The 17637-nt window shown below is 56.8% G+C and carries 12 protein-coding genes; 5 read left to right on the top strand and 7 right to left on the bottom strand.

Annotated elements, in window-relative coordinates; translation table 11 throughout:
• Positions 1-4 precede the first annotated feature (4 nt).
• Together A8B84_RS15625 and A8B84_RS15620 are read right to left on the bottom strand one after the other, a co-directional pair.
• Positions 5-1219 carry an aspartate aminotransferase family protein gene (locus A8B84_RS15625; RefSeq protein WP_064230027.1) on the bottom strand — a complete coding sequence of 405 codons (1215 nt, stop codon included), beginning with the start codon at positions 1217-1219 and terminating at the stop codon, positions 5-7.
• Between the two features lie 99 nt (positions 1220-1318).
• The gene (locus A8B84_RS15620; protein ID WP_064230026.1) at positions 1319-2779 is read right to left on the bottom strand and encodes an exonuclease domain-containing protein; all 1461 of its coding nucleotides are present in this window, start codon (positions 2777-2779) and stop codon (positions 1319-1321) included.
• A 162-nt stretch (positions 2780-2941) separates the two neighbouring features.
• On the opposite strand from A8B84_RS15620, the gene A8B84_RS15615 reads away from it, so the two are divergent.
• On the top strand, positions 2942-4075 hold the full coding sequence (locus A8B84_RS15615) for a DcaP family trimeric outer membrane transporter (protein ID WP_064230025.1): 1134 nt from the start codon (positions 2942-2944) through the stop codon (positions 4073-4075).
• 244 nt (positions 4076-4319) lie between these two features.
• Here A8B84_RS15615 and aceF read toward each other — a convergent pair whose 3' ends face one another.
• Together aceF and aceE are read right to left on the bottom strand one after the other, a co-directional pair.
• Positions 4320-5999: a dihydrolipoyllysine-residue acetyltransferase gene (gene aceF, locus A8B84_RS15610; RefSeq protein WP_064230024.1), complete on the bottom strand. Its 1680-nt coding sequence runs from the start codon at positions 5997-5999 to the stop codon at positions 4320-4322.
• A 10-nt stretch (positions 6000-6009) separates the two neighbouring features.
• On the bottom strand, positions 6010-8673 hold the full coding sequence (gene aceE / locus A8B84_RS15605; protein ID WP_064230023.1) for a pyruvate dehydrogenase (acetyl-transferring), homodimeric type: 2664 nt from the start codon (positions 8671-8673) through the stop codon (positions 6010-6012).
• Between the two features lie 663 nt (positions 8674-9336).
• Here aceE and A8B84_RS15600 point away from each other — a divergent pair.
• Complete coding sequence (locus A8B84_RS15600) at positions 9337-10701, top strand: KamA family radical SAM protein (protein WP_064230022.1); 1365 nt, start codon at positions 9337-9339, stop codon at positions 10699-10701.
• Positions 10702-10761: 60 nt separating this feature from the next.
• On the opposite strand, the gene A8B84_RS15595 is transcribed toward A8B84_RS15600, so the two are convergent.
• Both A8B84_RS15595 and trxA read right to left on the bottom strand, forming a co-directional pair.
• The gene (locus tag A8B84_RS15595) at positions 10762-11085 is read right to left on the bottom strand and encodes a hypothetical protein (RefSeq protein ID WP_064230021.1); all 324 of its coding nucleotides are present in this window, start codon (positions 11083-11085) and stop codon (positions 10762-10764) included.
• Between the two features lie 71 nt (positions 11086-11156).
• The gene (gene trxA / locus A8B84_RS15590) at positions 11157-12020 is read right to left on the bottom strand and encodes a thioredoxin (RefSeq protein WP_064230020.1); all 864 of its coding nucleotides are present in this window, start codon (positions 12018-12020) and stop codon (positions 11157-11159) included.
• Positions 12021-12228: 208 nt separating this feature from the next.
• Here trxA and lon point away from each other — a divergent pair, with 208 nt between their 5' ends.
• Entirely contained in the window at positions 12229-14679 is a 2451-nt protein-coding gene (lon, locus tag A8B84_RS15585) for an endopeptidase La (protein ID WP_064230019.1), read from the top strand.
• 106 nt (positions 14680-14785) lie between these two features.
• Here the strand turns inward: lon and A8B84_RS15580 are convergent, their stop codons facing one another.
• Positions 14786-15280, bottom strand: a complete 495-nt coding sequence (locus tag A8B84_RS15580; RefSeq protein ID WP_064230018.1) for a MarR family winged helix-turn-helix transcriptional regulator — start codon at positions 15278-15280, stop codon at positions 14786-14788.
• Between the two features lie 168 nt (positions 15281-15448).
• Between A8B84_RS15580 and A8B84_RS15575 the strand changes: the two genes are divergently transcribed.
• Together A8B84_RS15575 and A8B84_RS15570 are read left to right on the top strand one after the other, a co-directional pair.
• Positions 15449-16357 carry a TPR end-of-group domain-containing protein gene (locus A8B84_RS15575; protein WP_064230017.1) on the top strand — a complete coding sequence of 303 codons (909 nt, stop codon included), beginning with the start codon at positions 15449-15451 and terminating at the stop codon, positions 16355-16357.
• Between the two features lie 153 nt (positions 16358-16510).
• On the top strand, positions 16511-17623 hold the full coding sequence (locus tag A8B84_RS15570; protein WP_064230016.1) for a branched-chain amino acid ABC transporter substrate-binding protein: 1113 nt from the start codon (positions 16511-16513) through the stop codon (positions 17621-17623).
• Positions 17624-17637 lie beyond the last annotated feature (14 nt).

Here is a 17637-nt window from a genome sequence, read left to right as displayed (position 1 = left end):
CTCCTTACGCCGTCAGTTTTTTCACTGCCGCTTCGAAACGCTCGAGGGCTTCATCGATGTCCGATTCCGGGATAATCAGGGACGGTGCCAGACGAATCACATTCGCGCCGGCGACGAGAACCATCACGCCCTCTTCAAGGCCGGCGTTCAGGAAATCCTTGGCCTTGCCCTGCCATTTCGCGGTCAACACACAACCAAGCAGCAGACCGGCGCCGCGAACCTCACTGAACACACCATAGCGCTCACCGATATCCATCATGCCCTTGCGGAGCTTGTCAGAGCGGGCTTTCACACCCTTGAGAATCTCCGGCTGGCTAACGGTATCCACCACCTTCTGGGCCACTGCACAGGCCAGTGCGTTACCACCGTAGGTGCTTCCGTGGGTACCCACACCCAGGCTGGCGGCAACTTTGGCGGTGGTCAGCATGGCTGCAACCGGGAAGCCGCCGCCAAGCCCCTTGGCGCTGGAGAGAATATCCGGCACCACATCGTACATCTGGTAAGCGTAGAAATGGCCACTTCGACCAACCCCGGACTGAACCTCATCAAACACCAGCAATGCGTTATTTTCGTCGCACAGTTCACGAAGCCCCTGAAGGAACGCCTGATCGCCGGGCATAACACCGCCCTCCCCCTGGATCGGCTCAACCACGATGGCGCAGGTTTTCTCTTTGGAGATCAGTTTCTTCACCGACTCCAGGTCATTGAACTCGGCGTGGTGAATACCACCCGGCGCTGGCTCGAAACCTTCCAGGTATTTTGGCTGGCCGCCAACGCTCACGGTAAACAGGGTTCGCCCGTGGAAGGAATTCTTGAACGAAATGATCTCGTTCTTCTCTTTGCCATAGTGCTCCCAGGCATAGCGACGAGCCAGCTTGAAGGCTGCCTCGTTGGCCTCAGCACCGGAATTGGCGAAGAACACGCGCTCGGCGAAGGTGAGGTCACACAGGGTCTTGGCCAGACGCAGGGCCGGCTCGTTTGTCATCACGTTGGACAGGTGCCAGATTTTCTCGGCCTGATCGTGCAACGCACCCACCAACCCCGGATGGGAATGGCCCAGGCAGGTCACTGCGATGCCACCCTGGAGATCAATAAACTCGCGGCCTTCCTGATCCCAGATCCGGGAGCCCTCCCCTCGCACCGGGATGATGGAACCGGGAGCGTAGTTGGGCACCATGACTTCATCGAACAGTTCGCGGCTGACGGGTTCTTTATTCATAGATCTCTCTCGGGAAAGCGGCTAAGCAATTAAAAATAGTAGAGTGACCGCGCCAGACAAGTAAGTAGGTGTGCGGACTCTTGCACCATAATACGCCACTCACGGCATAAGAACATCCGGTTCCCCGATGGCGGGCAATTCAATCACCCGGTGCTGCATGCCCCTACCCTTGTTCCGATCCATCAGGGCGCCGATCAAAAGTTTGTAGGAATCCAGATCAAAGGTGACCGCCTGGCCGCGGAGGGAAAGGTCCTGCAGCTCTTCCTCGTTGCGGAGGGTGGCCACGTGCATCCAGTTATAGACCACCAGGATATCCGTACGGTCGGACCGGGCATCCTGCTCAACAATGCCCACCGGCCCTTTCCAGGGCCAGGTCTTCAGGCGCAGACTGTGAAAGGCAATCTGCACCCTCAGGTTGTAACGCTCGACATCCTCGAGCTCTTCGCAGGCACCTTTGCAGCGCCCGAGGGTGCGCTGGAAACAGGGGCCTTCGTGCTCTGGCTCCAGTCCCAGCAAACGGTTGCACAATTCATTTTTGCCAGCAATACCGCTCAGCGCCCGCTCGGCATCCCGCTTGCTGCGGAACAACCCGAAATAATCCCCCAATCGGTGGGGCTCGATTTCGCGAACCAGCCGCGCCTGTAGATAGCCGGCCTCGTTTTTCGAGAGCTCAATGCTTACCAGATTCTTGGCGGCCCTTGAGCGGCGATTGAACAGGGGCTTCAGGGTTTTGATCTGCTTGAGTTCCAGTAGTAGGGCTCCAAGCTCGCCAGCGGTTTCCGTCCATTCAACACGACGCAGGCTCTCGGACATGCGCACGCCCCGGGCAGAGTTGTGATCACCGGAAAAGTGCGAAGCCACCCGCTGGGCAATGTTTGTGCTCTTGCCCACATATAAAAGCACATCGTTCTCACCATAAAAGCGATACACCCCCGGCCCCCGGGGCAGATCCTGCAGGATATCCGTCGGCAGGTGAGAGGGAATGCTCGGGCGCTGCAACAGTTCACGCAGGGCATTCTCGAACTTCACATCCCCTTTCTCGGCACGAGCATGCTCGAAGAAAGACAGCATGGCGGACACATCCCCCATGGCCCGATGCCGCTGAACCTGGGCAAGGCCATGGCGAGCGATCAGCGCATCCATGTTGTGGCGCCGGAATTCCGGATACAGCCGGCGGGACAGTTTCACAGTGCAGAGCACCTTGGCCGAGAACAATCGCCCCAGCCTGCGGAACTCTGCTTTAATAAAGCCGTAATCAAAACGGGCATTGTGGGCGACAAACACATTGCCCTTAAGCTGCGCCTCCAGCTCATCCGCCATCTCTTCAAACACAGGCGCATCCGCCACCATCTCATTGGAAATGCCGGTAAAGTTTTCGATAAACGGCGAAATCCGCGTTTCCGGGTTCAGCAGCGTCTGCCACTCGCCCACCACCTCACCGGCCCGCCAGAACCGGATACCAATCTCGGTAATCCGGTCCCGGGCTGAATTGCCGCCGGTGGTTTCAATATCAAGAAACGCGAACGTGGCTGACTCAAGGACTGTACTTTCGGACGTCATGGAACAAGTTTACGCCTCACTGGCAACTGCAGATGTCTGTATATGAACGAAAAGCTGTTATAGACATTCGTCTAATTTCTGCATGAATTTATTTGAATTGTCACGAATTCGTAACTACCTTGTTTTTGGGTCCAACAACAAAAATGTGTGGAGACAACAACGATGCAAAGCAACAAACTGAGATTGGCAATTCGTGCGACGGCAGCAACAGTAGTAATGGGGGTTGCCTCTCAAGCGAGCGCACTTACGCTGAACGTAGGTGACGATACCGAAGCGAGCCTGTATGGCTACGCTCGTCTGAACATGAGTTACGACCTGGACGCTGACAGAGCGGTTTCTACTCGCGCCGGTTCGTTTACCGGTGGTGATGAAGACATCACAGGTCACTTCGGCGCTGACGTTCAACAGAGCCGTCTGGGCGTTAAGGTTAAGCACGCGTCTGGCGTAGCCATCACCGTGGAAGGTGACTTCCGTGGTTCAGGCAATAGCGCAGGCAGTCTGCGTATGCGTCACGCATACGGTGAATACAACGGCTTCATGGCCGGTCGTAACTGGTCCAACTATACCAGCTTCGTAGGTAACACACCGACTCTGGACTTCGACAGCTTGGCAGGTACTGCGGGCAGCCAGGATCGTACCGAGCAGATCCGCTACACCACTGGCGCTCTGTCCTTCTCTCTTGAAGATCCGAGTTCACAGGGCGTTCTGGGCGCAGGCGGAAACACTCGCACTTCCGCTCCAGCGCTGACTGCTCGCATTCAGGATTCCGCTGACGCACTGTCATACTCAGCTGCCGCTCTGATCAGCCAAGTGACTGCCGATGACGGCACCAACGATGACAGCGCCATGGGCTTCGCGGTGTTTGGTGCGGCCAAGTTTGCTCTGAGCGACATGATCTCTATCCAAGGCGCGATCAACTATACTGACGGTGCCAACGGTTACCTGTGGCGCTCAGGCAGCAACTACTTCGGCCCCAGTGCCTACGTAGACGGCAACAGCCTTGAAACCATCGAAGGCGTCGGCGGTTCGATCGGCACAAGCGTATCGCTCGGCGGTGGTCGTAGCATCAACCTGGGCTACGGTACCACTATGCTGGACCTGGACGACGCGATTGCAGCGGGTGCTACCACCAATGCTGACGCGGAATCCAACCAGAACGTGTTCCTGAACTACATGTGGTCACCAGTACAGAACGTCATGTTCGGTGTTGAATACGGCTACTTCGATCAGGAAACTGTTGCCGGTGACTCCACCGACGCAAACCGTGTTCTGTTCGCAGCGCAGTACAGCTTCTAATACTTCCGTTAGAAGTTAGTTAACTCAGCAGAAACCCCGGCTCCGGCCGGGGTTTTTGTTTGTGCGGAAAAGCGATCAGGAAGGAGCTAAAACGAGAGAGGCGGGCAATACGATTCAGGACTGTAGAGGGCCAGGGATGGCCCGAAACAAGCGCACAGGGATGTGCTTGTAGCGTGTCCTGAATCGTATTGCCCGCCTCTCGCCGCCCCCAAACCTCAAAGGCTGGGAGCGGATCCAGCAGCTATCACAGCAGAAGGGTACGAATGTCCCCAAGAAGCTGACTGAGCACCGTGGTAAACCGGGCCGCATCGGCCCCATTCACTGCCCGGTGATCGTAAGACAGCGACAACGGCAGCATTAACCGGGGCTGGAACTCCTTGCCATCCCAAACCGGCTTCATCGCCGCCTTGGACACCCCCAGAATCGCCACCTCCGGCGTATTCACAATCGGCGTAAATGCGGTGCCGCCAATACCACCCAGACTGGTGATGGTAAAACACGCGCCCTGCATCTCTGCCGGCTTCAACTGCTTGTCCCGGGCCTTCTGAGCCAGCTCGGCGCTTTCCGCCGCCAGCTCCCACAAGCCCTTCTTGTCCACATCCCGGATCACCGGCACCATCAACCCATGGGGCGTATCCACCGCAATCCCGATGTGAATGTACTTCTTGCGAACCACCTCCTTACGCTCCATGTCCAGGGACACGTTGAACTGAGGCAGTTCCGCAAGTGCCGTGGCACAGGCCTTCAGCAGGAACGGCAGCGGCGTCATCTTCACGCCCTTCTTCTCGCCGGCCGCTTTCTGGCCCTTGCGGAAATCCTCCATATCGGTGATATCCGCATCCTCGAACTGGGTCACGTGGGGCACGTTCAACCAGCTGCGCTGCATGTTGTTGGCCGTGGCGAACATCATCCGCGACATGGCCTCACGCTTCACCTCACCAAACTGGCTGAAGTCCGGCAGCTTGACCCCGGGAATACCGGATCCGGTGGCAACACCACCGCCCTGCTGAGCCTGCTTGAGCTGGCTCTTCACATAGGCCTGGACATCGTCCTTGATAATCCGGCCCTTGGGGCCAGAGCCCTTGATGCGGGCCAGATCAGCACCCAGCTCCCGAGCCAGCTTGCGAACGGCCGGGCCAGCGTGAACCTTGGCGCCCGGCGTCGGCGGCTCGTAGGTTGCACCCTGGGGCTCAGGGGCGGACTCTGCTTCCTGCTTTGGCTTCTCTTCGGACTTCGGCTCGGACTTCTCTTCCTTCGCCGGTTCTTCAGATGCCGACTCAGAGGCTTCTTCCTCTTCCCCGCCGCCTTCCTGAACGGTCATCTCCAGCAGCTCATCGCCCTCGGAGAGCTTGTCGCCCTCGGACACCAGGATCTTGCCCACCTTGCCGGCGTAGGGCGAAGGAATCTCCATGGTGGCCTTGTCGGATTCCACCGTTACCAGCGGATCGTCGGCTTCAATGGTGTCGCCTTCCGACACGTTGATTTCGATCACCGGGACATTATCAAAGCCATCCAGCGCGGGAACCTTGACGGTCTCCTTGCGGGAGCCACCGGAAGCCTTCTTCGGCGCCGGTTTGCTCTCTTCGGATTTCTCTTCTTGCTTGGCTTCGCTCTTTTCCTCGGCTTTCTCCTCCGGCTTTCCTTCGGAGTCATCACTGCCGGCATCGTCAGAGCCACCGCCGTCGGCGCTGGCTTCCATCATCCCGACAACGTCGCCTTCCTTGACCTTGTCACCCACCTTTACAGTGATCTTGGTGATCTTGCCGGCACCGGGCGACGGCAACTCAACAGACGCTTTGTCTGACTCTACGGTCAGAATCGGATCTTCTGCTTCAACGGAATCTCCTGCACTGACGGTGATTTCGATTACCTCGACCTCATCCGCGCCGCCGAGATCCGGAACCTTGATTTCCTGTTCACTCATGGCGGTCTCCTTAGCTCAGCACCGGGTTCGTTTTGTTGCGATCGATTCCGTACTTGCGCATGGCTTCGAGAACCACATCGTTCTTAACCTCCCCATCCTGAGCCAGGGCTGACAGCGCCGTGACTGTTACGTAGTAACGGTCCACTTCAAAGAAGCTGCGCAGCTTCTCCCGGGTATCGCTCCGGCCAAAGCCGTCGGTACCGAGAGTCAGGTAGGTTTTGGGAATGAACGCCCGGAGCTGCTCGGAGTGCAGCTTGATGTAATCAGTCGAAGACACCACTGGTCCGTCCTGCTTCTCCAGGCACTGGGTTACGTAGGCCTTCTTGGGCTTGTCGTCCGGGTGCAGACGGTTCCAGCGCTCAATGTGCTGGCCTTCACGGGCAAGCTCGTTGAAGCTGGTCACGCTCCACACGTCAGAGGCTACACCCCAGTCGTCTTTCAGCATCTGGGCTGCTGCGCGCACCTCGTTGAGAATCGCGCCAGCACCGAGCAGCTGAACCCGCGGGGTTTTCTTGCGCCCCTTGGTTTCAACAGACTCGAACTTGTACATGCCCTTGATGATGCCGTCTTCACAGTCCTTGGGCATTGCCGGCTGTTCGTAGTTCTCGTTTTCGATGGTCAGGTAGTAGAAGACGTTCTGGTTGTCCTCGAACATCTCTTTCATGCCCTTGCGGAGCACCACGGCCATTTCGTAGCCGTAGGCCGGATCGTAGGCCTTACAGTTCGGAATGGTGTTGGCCAGCACATGGCTGTGACCGTCCTGGTGCTGGAGACCTTCGCCGTTCAGGGTGGTCCGGCCAGCGGTACCACCGATCAGGAAGCCACGGGCCTGGATGTCACCGGAGGCCCACGCCAGATCGCCTACCCGCTGGAAGCCGAACATGGAGTAGAAGATGTAGAACGGAATCAACGGGAAGTTGTTGGTGCTGTATGACGTTGCCGCTGCCATCCAGGCCGCCATGGAGCCATCCTCGTTGATACCTTCTTCAAGAATCTGGCCCTTTTTGTCTTCCCGGTAGTACATGATCTGGTCACGGTCTTCCGGAACATATTTCTGTCCTTCGGCGGTGTAGATGCCGAGCTGACGGAACATGCCTTCCATACCGAAAGTACGCGCTTCGTCGGGCACGATGGGTACCACGCGTTTACCAATGCGCTTGTCCTTGGTCAGTGCCGTCAGGATACGGACGAATGCCATAGTGGTGGAGATTTTCCGATCACCGGAACCGTCCAGCACTGCCTTGAAGATGTCCAGCTCCGGAATCTGCAGCGGCTGGCAGTCCTTGCGGCGCTTGGGATAGAAGCCACCGAGCTCCTGCCGACGCTTCTTCATATAGACAATTTCCGGACTATCCGGCGCTGGCCGGTAGTAGGGAACGTCCTTGAGCTCTTCGTCCTTCAGCGGCACCGCAAAGCGGTCGCGGAATGACTTCAGCTGCTCAATATCCAGCTTCTTCAGGGAATGGGCTGTATTTTGCGCCTCACCGGCTTCACCAAAGCCATAGCCTTTGATGGTGTGAGCCAGGATAACGGTTGGCCGGCCACCGTTGTTATGGATGGCGTGGTGGTATGCCGCGTAGATCTTGTATGGGTCGTGACCACCACGGTTAAGCTTGTTGATTTCCTCGTCAGAGAGGCCCTCAACCAGCTTGGCCGTTTCCGGATACTTACCGAAGAAGTGCTTGCGGGTGTAAGCCGGGCCGTTACTCTTGAAGTTCTGCAGCTCGCCGTCGCAGACCTCGTCCATGGCCCGTTGCATCTTGCCGTCCTTGTCCTTCTCGAACAGCGGATCCCAGTGGCGACCCCAGACGACTTTCAGCACGTTCCAACCAGCACCCCGGAACACACCCTCAAGCTCTTGCATGATCTTGCCATTACCACGAACAGGACCATCCAGACGCTGCAGGTTGCAGTTAACAACGAAGATAAGGTTGCTGAGATTTTCCCGGCCGGCCATAGAGATGGAACCCAGGGTTTCCGGCTCGTCGCACTCGCCGTCGCCGACAAAACACCACACCTTGCGGTCGCCCATCTCGATGAGTTCACGGCTGTCCAGGTACTTCATTACGTGTGCCTGGTAAATCGCCTGAATCGGCCCGAGGCCCATGGAAACCGTGGGGAACTGCCAGTATTCCGGCATCAGCCAGGGGTGCGGATAGGAAGAGAGGCCAGTGCCATCGACTTCCTCACGGTATTTGTCGAGATCTTTCTCGTCGAAACGCCCCTCAAGGAAGGAGCGCGCATAAATGCCCGGTGAAGAGTGGCCCTGGAAGTAAACAAGGTCGGACTCGCGCTTTTCGTCGCCGCCGTGGAAGAAGTAGTTGAAGCCAACATCGTAGAGCGTCGCCGCCGACGAGAACGATGAAACATGCCCGCCAAGGTCACCGGGACGCTGATTGGCACGCATAACCATGGCCATGGCATTCCAGCGGATCAGGGAACGGATACGGCGCTCCATAAAGAGGTCGCCGGGCATCGGCGCCTGCTGGGAAACCGGAATACTGTTCCGGAACGGCGTGGTTATGGAATACGGCAGCTCGGTTCCATCGCGGCTCGCCCGCTCGGAGAGCCTCTCAAGAATGTATTTGGCCCGGTCTACGCCTTCGTTCTCGATCAGAGATTCCAGCGCATCCAGCCATTCACTGGTTTCAATGGGATCATCGTCCTGGTACATCAAACCCTCCCCTTGGCATCAAAAAGTGCAGCGCCGCCACGATCAGCAGCCTGGCGCGTTGCGGTGTCGATAAGCTGCGATGGAATGCAGTGTTTTGTTGTGGGTATTTTCAGCCTGACAGGTGTACCGGCTCCCAGTACACAGAACCTGTACAAAGCATAGAACAGCTTTCACACTTTTCCTGTCTGATCGCCCCCGATTCACGGGCTTTTGGCCCAAAGGATGACCGGCTCGCCGGCGAAGTGCGTGGATTGGCCCACCTGATTACGTAGTATTTTTACTACATTTTAGCTATCAAGTTCAATCAAAGCCCTACGAACATCCTTTTCGAGCGGACTTCTTTCGGTTACTTACGGAAGAATGACCGTTTTTGGACCAACAGACAACCAGATTGCGACCAATGTCGTAGCATTCTTATCAACAGAAAAATTGATTACCACGCTAAACGATCCACTTACTGCAATTCGCCGCTTATTCGCTGCATTTGGCGATTTTTATTGAATTTTCCGCCCGATACTCTCCTGCATTTTCCTGATTTACCGGAACTTTTTTATTAGACCTGAAAATAATTCCCGATTTATGTATACTCGCCTGCCTGATTTTTAACCACCGAAAAAGTGGTCGGACCACTTTTTTGTCATTGGCACCAACAGAGGGCGATCTATGAACTCCATCGTCACCTTTCCGAACCGGATTCCCACTACGGAGTTCGAGGAACGGCGTTTCAAGGTCTACACGGACCGCCAGCTCGACAAGATTGAAGTCATTCAGAATCTCCCTGAAGAGACCCTGTTTGAAATGAAAGTGGTAGCCAGCGTGCTGCCATTTCGGGTCAACGAATATGTGATAAATGAACTGATCAACTGGGACAAGGTGCCCAACGACCCGATCTATCAGCTTGTCTTCCCCCAGAAAGGCATGTTGAAAGACGAGCATTACGAACGCATGGCAACAATGCACCGGGAAGGTGCCGACAAGAAAGAGATCCAGGCCGTCGCCAAGGAAATCCGGGATGAACTGAACCCGCACCCGGCCGGCCAGATGGAAATGAACATGCCGGAGCTGGACGGTGAAGTGCTGGACGGCGTTCAGCATAAGTACCGCGAGACGGTGCTGTTTTTTCCGGCCCAGGGTCAAACCTGCCACTCCTACTGCACCTTCTGTTTCCGCTGGGCGCAGTTTGTCGGTGACAAGGATCTGAAAATGGCCAGCACCGAAGCTGAGAAGCTTCACGGCTACCTGCAGGAGCACACCGAGGTAACCGACCTGCTGGTAACCGGCGGTGACCCGATGGTCATGAAGACCAAGAACCTGGTGCAGTATCTGGAACCGCTGCTGCAGCCGGAGTTCGATCACATCCAGACCATTCGCATCGGCACCAAGGCCCTCACCTTTTGGCCCTACCGCTTCGTGACCGACAAGGATGCCGACGAACTGATCGACCTGTTCGCCCGTCTCGTGGATGCCGGCAAACACGTGGCCATCATGGCCCACTACAACCACTGGCAGGAAATCACCACCGAGATTGCCGAAGAGGCCATCCGCCGTATTCGTGCCACCGGTGCCGAGATCCGCGCCCAAGGCCCGCTGATCAAGCACGTAAACGACGATGCCGACGCCTGGGCCAAGCTGTGGAAGAAAGAAGTGCAGCTGGGCATCATCCCCTACTACATGTTTGTAGAGCGGGACACCGGCGCCAAAAACTACTTTGAAGTGCCCTTGGTTGAGGCCTTCCACATTTATCGGGAGGCCATGAAAAAGGTCAGCGGCCTGGCCCGCACCGCCCGCGGCCCCTCCATGAGCGCCGGCCCCGGCAAGGTGGAGATTCAGGGCATCACCGAAATCCACGGTGAGAAGGTATTCGTGCTGCGCTTCCTGCAGGGCCGCAACCCGGACTGGGTACAACGCCCGTTCTTTGCCAAGTACAGCGAGACAGCGACCTGGTTGCATGAGCTGGAACCGGCCTTCGGAGAAGAGAAATTCTTCTTTGAGGATGAGTATGAAGAGATGAAGAAGGGCAACGGCTAAAAGCTCATTGCCTTTGTGCAAAGAGGGCCAGATGGGAGCTCCCATCTGGCCCTCTTTCGTTCAGCCCCTTCGAAACTTCGGCACAAACCCCTCCGGCTTGTCCTTGAGCCACTCAACAAACGTCCGCATTTCCTCCAGCTCCAACAGCTTTTCCCGGGTGTTGAAGTACAGACCCAACTCGTATTCCGAACGGGCTTTGTGAATAGCGTTGTGGCAGGGACGGCACACCCAGAGCGTTCGGGTGATGAGATCTTCCTTGGAGAACAGCTTCTGAAAGCGTTTTTTGCGGTGCAGGTGTTTGGGTATCAGGTGGTGCCGGGTGAGCCTGGCAACCGGGCGTTCGCAAAGTTCGCAGTTGTCGGGTTGGGGCGGGAGTATGAGCATTGCGGAAATACCAGTCGGGTTTCGCCTTGGGCTCCACCCGACCTACGTTGTATTTGGCTAACGCCAAACGATCAGTGCATCAGGGTATAGAGCTTCCGGCGATAGGTCCGTACATCCGGGTTGTTGTTGCCCAGCTTGTCGAACAGCTCAATCAGCGTTGTCTTGGCCACTTCGTCCTTGTATTTGCTGTCTACCCGCATCAGGCGGATCAGCAGGTCCATGGCCTCGGCGTTATTTTCCTGTAATACGTGATGAAGCGCCAACTGGTGCAGTGCGTTCGGGTCTTTCGGATCCTGCTCAAGGGCCATCTCAAGATCCTTGATCGGTGGCAACTCGGCAGACTGCTTGAGAAACTTGATCCGGGCCGCCAGTTGCTTGGCCTGATGCTGCATCTTCTCTTCCGGCGGCAGGCTATCAAGCACCTGTTCAGCCGTCTCCAGGTCCCCCATTTCTGCCTTCAGCTGGGCCAGATCGATCAGGACCTTCAGATTTTCCGGATCCTCCTGATTCATCTGGGACAGGATGGCCAGCGCTCCCTCGACGTCCCCTTCTTCCCAGATCCGATGGGCCTTTTCGTAAGGGTCTTCCTTGGGAGCTTCCACATGCTTGTCCAGAACCTTGCGGATTTCGCTCTCCGGCAGGGCGCCGTTGAAGCCATCCACGGCCTGGCCGTTCTTGACCAGGATGACGGTGGGCAGGCTGCGCACACCCAGGCTGGATGTGAGCTGTTCCTGCTCGTCTGCATTCACCTTGGCCAGCATGAACGCGCCCTGGTAATCGTCGGCAAGCTTTTCCAGTAGCGGCATCAACTGCTTGCAGGGAGCGCACCACTCGGCCCAGACATCCACCAGGATGGGCGTGCTGGCAGAGGCTTCCATAACCTTCTGCTGGAAGTTTTCCATGGTGGCTTCAAAAATGTAGGGAGAATTGCTCATGCAGGGCACCTGAAAAAGTCGAATGAATCGTTCGGAGTTGTCAGGGACATGGGGCCAAGTCGTGGAAATTCAAGCGCCAGGTAGTCAAGGCCAACTCCTTGAAATCACCGTATCTGCCGTTACATAGCTAGTAAGCAACGTTCCGGGACAACCACTCAGCAGCCCGTCCCGGGCGGATTCACAACCTTTCCGGATGGATGCTCGCGGCATGAATGATGACACGCAAAACGATTCACTTGAGGAATTCGAAGAGGACGTGACCGAATACATCGGCAAGGACGAGCATAGCAAAAGCCTCGCCCTGCCCCAGCAGATGATGCCCCGGCGCATGTATGTGCTGCCCGTTTCGAACCGGCCTTTCTTTCCGGCCCAGGTTCAGCCGGTCGTGGTGAACCAGAATCCGTGGCAGGAAACCCTGAAACGGGTCGGCGAGACCGATCACAAGGTCATGGGCATCTGTTTTGTGGAAGAGCAGGAAACGGAAGACGGCATCCCTGCCAGTGAACAGCTGGAGACGGTGGGCTGCGCCGTGCGCGTGCATCATGCCCAGAACGACAGTGGTAAGGTCCAGTTTATTGCTCAGGGTTTGCAGCGCTTCCGGATCGTCCAGTGGCTGCGTCGCAAGCCGCCCTACCTGGTGGAAGTTGAATACCCGACAGAACCGGAAGAAGACGCAGACGAGCTCAAGGCCTACACCCTGGCCATAATCAGCGCGATCAAGGAGCTGCTGCGCACCAACCCTCTCTATGGCGAAGAGGTAAAACAATACCTGTCCCGGTTCGGCCCGGACGACAGCTCCCCGCTTGCCGATTTCGGCGCCTCTATGACCAGTGCCCCGGGCAATGAACTGCAGGACGTGCTCGACACCGTGCCCCTGCTCCGCCGCATGGAGAAGGTCCTGTTGCTGATGCGCAAGGAGCAGGAAGTCGCCCGGCTGCAGTCGGAAATCAGCGAAGAGGTAAACGCCAAGGTCCAAAAACATCAGCGCGAGTTTTTCCTGAAGGAACAACTCAAGGTCATTCAGCGCGAGCTGGGAATGGCCAAAGACGACAAGACCGCAGATGTGGAGCGTTTCCAGCAACGCATGGCGGAGCTCAACCCGCCCGAGGCGGTTAAGGAGCGCTTCAACGATGAAATCGAAAAACTGCAGGTGCTGGAACAGGGTTCGCCGGAATATGGCGTCACCCGTAATTATCTGGACTGGCTGACCCAGGTTCCCTGGGGCGTCCACTCGGAAGACCACTTCGATCTGGCCGAAGCCCGCCGGATTCTGGACCGGGATCACGACGGCCTGGACGATGTAAAAGATCGCATCATCGAGTTCCTGGCCGAAGGGACCTTCAAGGGCGAGGTCAGCGGCTCCATCCTCCTGTTGGTGGGCCCGCCCGGCGTCGGCAAGACATCAATCGGCCACTCTGTGGCGGATGCACTGGGCCGGAAATTCTACCGCTTCAGCGTTGGTGGCATGAGGGATGAAGCTGAAATCAAAGGCCATCGACGCACCTACATCGGCGCCATGCCGGGCAAGTTTGTCCAGGCGCTGAAAGACTCCAAGGTGGCGAACCCTGTCATCATGCTGGATGAAATCGACAAGATCGGTGCGTCTTTCCAGGGCGACCCTGCTTCAGCCCTGCTGGAGACCCTGGACCCGGAACAGAACCGCGACTTCCTGGACCACTATCTGGATGTCCGCATGGACCTGTCCAAGGTTCTGTTCATCTGTACCGCCAACCAGCTCGATACGATTCCGCGGCCACTGCTCGACCGGATGGACGTGATTCGCCTGTCCGGTTACATCGCGGAAGAAAAACTGGCCATCGCCAAGCATTACCTGCTACCCAGACTCCTGAAGCGGGCCGGCCTGCTGAAAAAGCAGTTCAACATCACCGACGCCGCCATCAAGCAGGTTATTGAGGGCTATGCCCGCGAAGCTGGCGTGCGGAGCCTGGAAAAGCTGCTTCACAAGATACTGCGCAAGGGCATCGTGAAGCTGCTGGAGAACCCGGACCAACCGGTGAAGGTGGGTGTTTCGGATCTGCAGAGTTACCTCGGGCAGCCATCGTTCAAGAAAGAGAGATCCCTCAAAGGCACCGGCGTCGTCACCGGCCTGGCCTGGACCGCCATGGGCGGGGCCACGCTGAGCATCGAGGCATCCAGAATCCACAGCTCTCAGCGCGGCTTCAAACTGACCGGTCAGTTGGGGGATGTGATGAAGGAGTCCGCCGAGATCGCCTACAGCTATGTGTCATCCAACCTAAGACGCTTCAAGGGCGACCCGACTTTCTTCGACAAATCCTTCGTGCACCTGCACGTACCCGAGGGAGCCACGCCCAAAGACGGCCCGAGCGCCGGAGTCACCATGGCCACCGCACTGCTGTCCATCGCCCGCAAAGAAGCGCCGCAGCAAAACATCGCCATGACCGGTGAGCTTACGCTGACCGGACAGGTGCTGCCGGTGGGCGGTATTCGGGAGAAGGTCATTGCGGCGCGCCGGCAGAAAATCAGCAACCTGATCTTGCCGGAAGCGAACCGTGGCGACTATGAAGAACTGCCGGAGTATCTTAAGGAAGGTCTGGTGGTGAACTTCGCCAAGCATTACAGCGATGTGTTCCAGGTGTGCTTTGGCAATAAGCCCAAGAGCGGGTCTTCGGTGCATTGATGGAAGCGGGTTTGTCGGATTACGCTTCGCTAATCCGACCTACGAGTTTGGATAGCTGAATTGTAGGTCGGATTAGACCCAACGGGTCGTAATCCGACACCATTGCTCAGGCTTTCTCTTTCCACCCGTCGTCCTTCAGAACCGACCCCACGGTCAGCACCGGCGACGCATCAATATCATCGGCATCCATCATATTGGCCACCCGCTGAAGTGAGGCCAGAATCATGGTCTGCTCCCACTCTGCCAGGCTCTGGAATTTCTTGATGAAATCCTCCTGCAGCGGATTCGGCGCCCGGGCCAGCAGATCCGCCCCTTCGTCGGTCAGGTGAGCATGCACCTTCCGCTTGTCCTGAGTGCTGCGTACCCGGTACACCAGATTCCGGTGCTCGAGCCGGTCCAGAATCGTCGTTACCGTTGCCTGGCTAAGACTGACCTTGTCGGCAATGGTGCCGATGGTCACTTCGCCAAGATCCCGAATCGTTCTCATGATCAGCAACTGTGGCCCGGTCAGCCCGGCATGCTTGCTCAGCCGCTTTGAGTGAAGGTCTGTCGCCCGGATGACACGTCTTAAAGCCACCAGCACATCTTCATAACTATTCACAGCAATACTCCGATTCGGTATTGGCAATTTATTTATACCCCTAACTATTAGAGGTCTTTGTACCGAGAATTGCAAGTCAGGGAGATTCCCGGCATTTTTTCGGCCAGCCACTATGCTAAGGTCACGACTTTATTTCTTTTCGACAGACAGACGGACGGATTGCGCCCGATGATCAAGTTTTTGCTGCCTTTTCTTTTCATGACGACATTCGCCGGCACCCTCTATGGCCAGGATGAGCTGGGACCTGAAAAAGAGCTCACCGCGGAAGACCTGGAAGAGAGCATCAAGACCCTGGAAGAGCCCATGTACACACCCTTCGTGGAGCTGTATTTGCTTGAGGAAAGCAAGGCACTTCGCAAGGAGATGCAAAACACCCGGGCGGAACTGATCGAAAAGGTGGTCGACAAGGAACTGTCGGTTGCCGACAAAACCATGTCCTACGCCACTGACACTGTTACCTACTTCTTTTACCTGATAGCGGGCGCCACATCCATTCTCGTGGTTATCGGCTGGAATTCCATCCGGGATATGCGGAACCAGCTAACCAGCCTGGCGGAAAAGCGGGTTAACGAATTGGTGATTGAATACGAGAAGCGACTCGAATTCATCGAAGAACAGCTGAAGCAGAAATCCGACATTATCCACCAGAACCAGGCCGAGATTGAGCGCACTAACGAAGTGCATTCCCTTTGGCTCAAAGCCAGCCAGGAAACCTCACACCAGAACAAGATCGCTGCCTACGATCAGATTCTGGATCTTCGCCCGGATGATGTGGAGGCTTTGAGCTACAAGGCCGACGCCGTTCTGGAAATGCAGGAACCGCTGTGGGCCATCAGTCTCTGCCAGCGAGCACTGAAACTTGCACCGGATAATGGCCACGCGCACTATCAGCTGGCATGCGCCTATGCGGAAATCGGCCGCTGGGAGGACGCAGTCAGTACCTTGAAGAAAGCTATTGAAATTTCGGAGGCATACCGCGACGATGCTTCCGTAGACGTGAGTTTTGACCAGCTACGTGAACATGAGAGCTTCCGGGCGCTGGTCTCACAGGATGAAGAAGACGGCACGGATGCGTGACACCGCTCAGAGCGGCACGGGATTTGCCTTTGCAGACAGGCCCGTGTTCCGGAGCAAACGCCAGCCCAGTTGCTTGACAAGCAGTGAGGTGTGGTGTTTGTTTAACTCTCTGAGAACACAAGAATAACCCTGAAATAAAACAGGACAGACTCAATGAGAACTTCAGTAAAAAAACTCGTAACCGCTGTTAGTACTTCCGTAGCCCTGATGGGCGCCGGCCACGCCGCTGCAGAAATCCAGATCGGTATTGCCGGCCCCATGACAGGTCCCGTTGCCCAGTATGGTGACATGCAATTCTCCGGTGCCCGCATGGCGATCGAGCAGATCAACGCCAACGGCGGTGTTATGGGTGAAGAGCTGGTTGCCGTGGAATACGACGACGTGTGTGATCCCAAGCAGGCCGTTACCGTTGCCAACAGTCTGGTCAACGACGGCGTACGCTTCGTGATCGGTCACCTGTGTTCAAGCTCCACCCAGCCGGCTTCCGACATCTACGAAGACGAAGGCATCCTGATGGTGACCCCGGCTTCCACCAGCCCGGAAATCACCGAGCGTGGCTATGAACTGGTGTTCCGTACCATCGGCCTGGACAGCATGCAGGGTCCGGTCGCGGCCCGTTACATTGCCTCCCAGAGCCCAGAGCGCGTTGCTATTGTCCACGACAAGCAGCAGTACGGTGAAGGTATTGCCACCGCCGTTCGTGACACCCTGAAGGACGCGGGCGTTGAAATCGCCATGTTCGAAGGTATCACCGCTGGTGACAAGGATTTCTCCTCACTGGTCACCAAACTCAAGCAGGCTGATGTGGATTACGTCTACTATGGCGGTTACCACCCGGAACTGGGTCTGATCCTGCGCCAGGCTGACTCCGCTGGCCTGGACGCCCGCTTCATGGGCCCCGAGGGCGTGGGTAACAAGGACATCAACACCATCGCCGGCGAAGCCGCCGAAGGCCTGCTGGTAACCCTGCCACCGGCGTTCGACCAGAAAGCCGAAAACCAGGCGCTGGTTAAAGCGTTCGAAGACAAAGGCGAGGATCCCTCCGGTCCGTTCGTTCTGACCTCCTACACTGCCGTGCAACTGGTTGCCGAAGGCATTGAAGCCGCGGGCTCCACCGATCCGTTTGATGTTGCTGCCGCCCTGCGCGAAGGCACCTTCCAGACTCCGATCGGCACCGTTGAATACGACAAAGCGGGCGACATGAAGTCGTTCGAGTTTGTTGTGTACGAATGGCATTCAGATGGAAGCAAAACTCCGGTAAACTGAGCCAAAATCGTTAA

The organism is Marinobacter sp. EhC06 (assembly GCF_001650915.1).
GTDB lineage: Bacteria > Pseudomonadota > Gammaproteobacteria > Pseudomonadales > Oleiphilaceae > Marinobacter.
The sequence above is the reverse complement of the archived record's forward strand: the minus strand, read 5'-3'. Positions and strand labels throughout refer to the sequence as shown.

What these genes read in the sequence shown, in the direction of transcription:
- lon (WP_064230019.1), top strand. Translation starts at nt 12,229, where the DNA reads ATGAATGATGACACGCAAAACGATTCACTTGAGGAATTCGAAGAGGAC.
- A8B84_RS15575 (WP_064230017.1), top strand. Translation starts at nt 15,449, where the DNA reads ATGATCAAGTTTTTGCTGCCTTTTCTTTTCATGACGACATTCGCCGGC.
- trxA (WP_064230020.1), bottom strand. Translation starts at nt 12,020, where the DNA reads ATGAGCAATTCTCCCTACATTTTTGAAGCCACCATGGAAAACTTCCAG.
- A8B84_RS15615 (WP_064230025.1), top strand. Translation starts at nt 2,942, where the DNA reads ATGCAAAGCAACAAACTGAGATTGGCAATTCGTGCGACGGCAGCAACA.
- aceF (WP_064230024.1), bottom strand. Translation starts at nt 5,999, where the DNA reads ATGAGTGAACAGGAAATCAAGGTTCCGGATCTCGGCGGCGCGGATGAG.
- A8B84_RS15570 (WP_064230016.1), top strand. Translation starts at nt 16,511, where the DNA reads ATGAGAACTTCAGTAAAAAAACTCGTAACCGCTGTTAGTACTTCCGTA.
- A8B84_RS15625 (WP_064230027.1), bottom strand. Translation starts at nt 1,219, where the DNA reads ATGAATAAAGAACCCGTCAGCCGCGAACTGTTCGATGAAGTCATGGTG.
- aceE (WP_064230023.1), bottom strand. Translation starts at nt 8,673, where the DNA reads ATGTACCAGGACGATGATCCCATTGAAACCAGTGAATGGCTGGATGCG.
- A8B84_RS15595 (WP_064230021.1), bottom strand. Translation starts at nt 11,085, where the DNA reads ATGCTCATACTCCCGCCCCAACCCGACAACTGCGAACTTTGCGAACGC.
- A8B84_RS15600 (WP_064230022.1), top strand. Translation starts at nt 9,337, where the DNA reads ATGAACTCCATCGTCACCTTTCCGAACCGGATTCCCACTACGGAGTTC.
- A8B84_RS15620 (WP_064230026.1), bottom strand. Translation starts at nt 2,779, where the DNA reads ATGACGTCCGAAAGTACAGTCCTTGAGTCAGCCACGTTCGCGTTTCTT.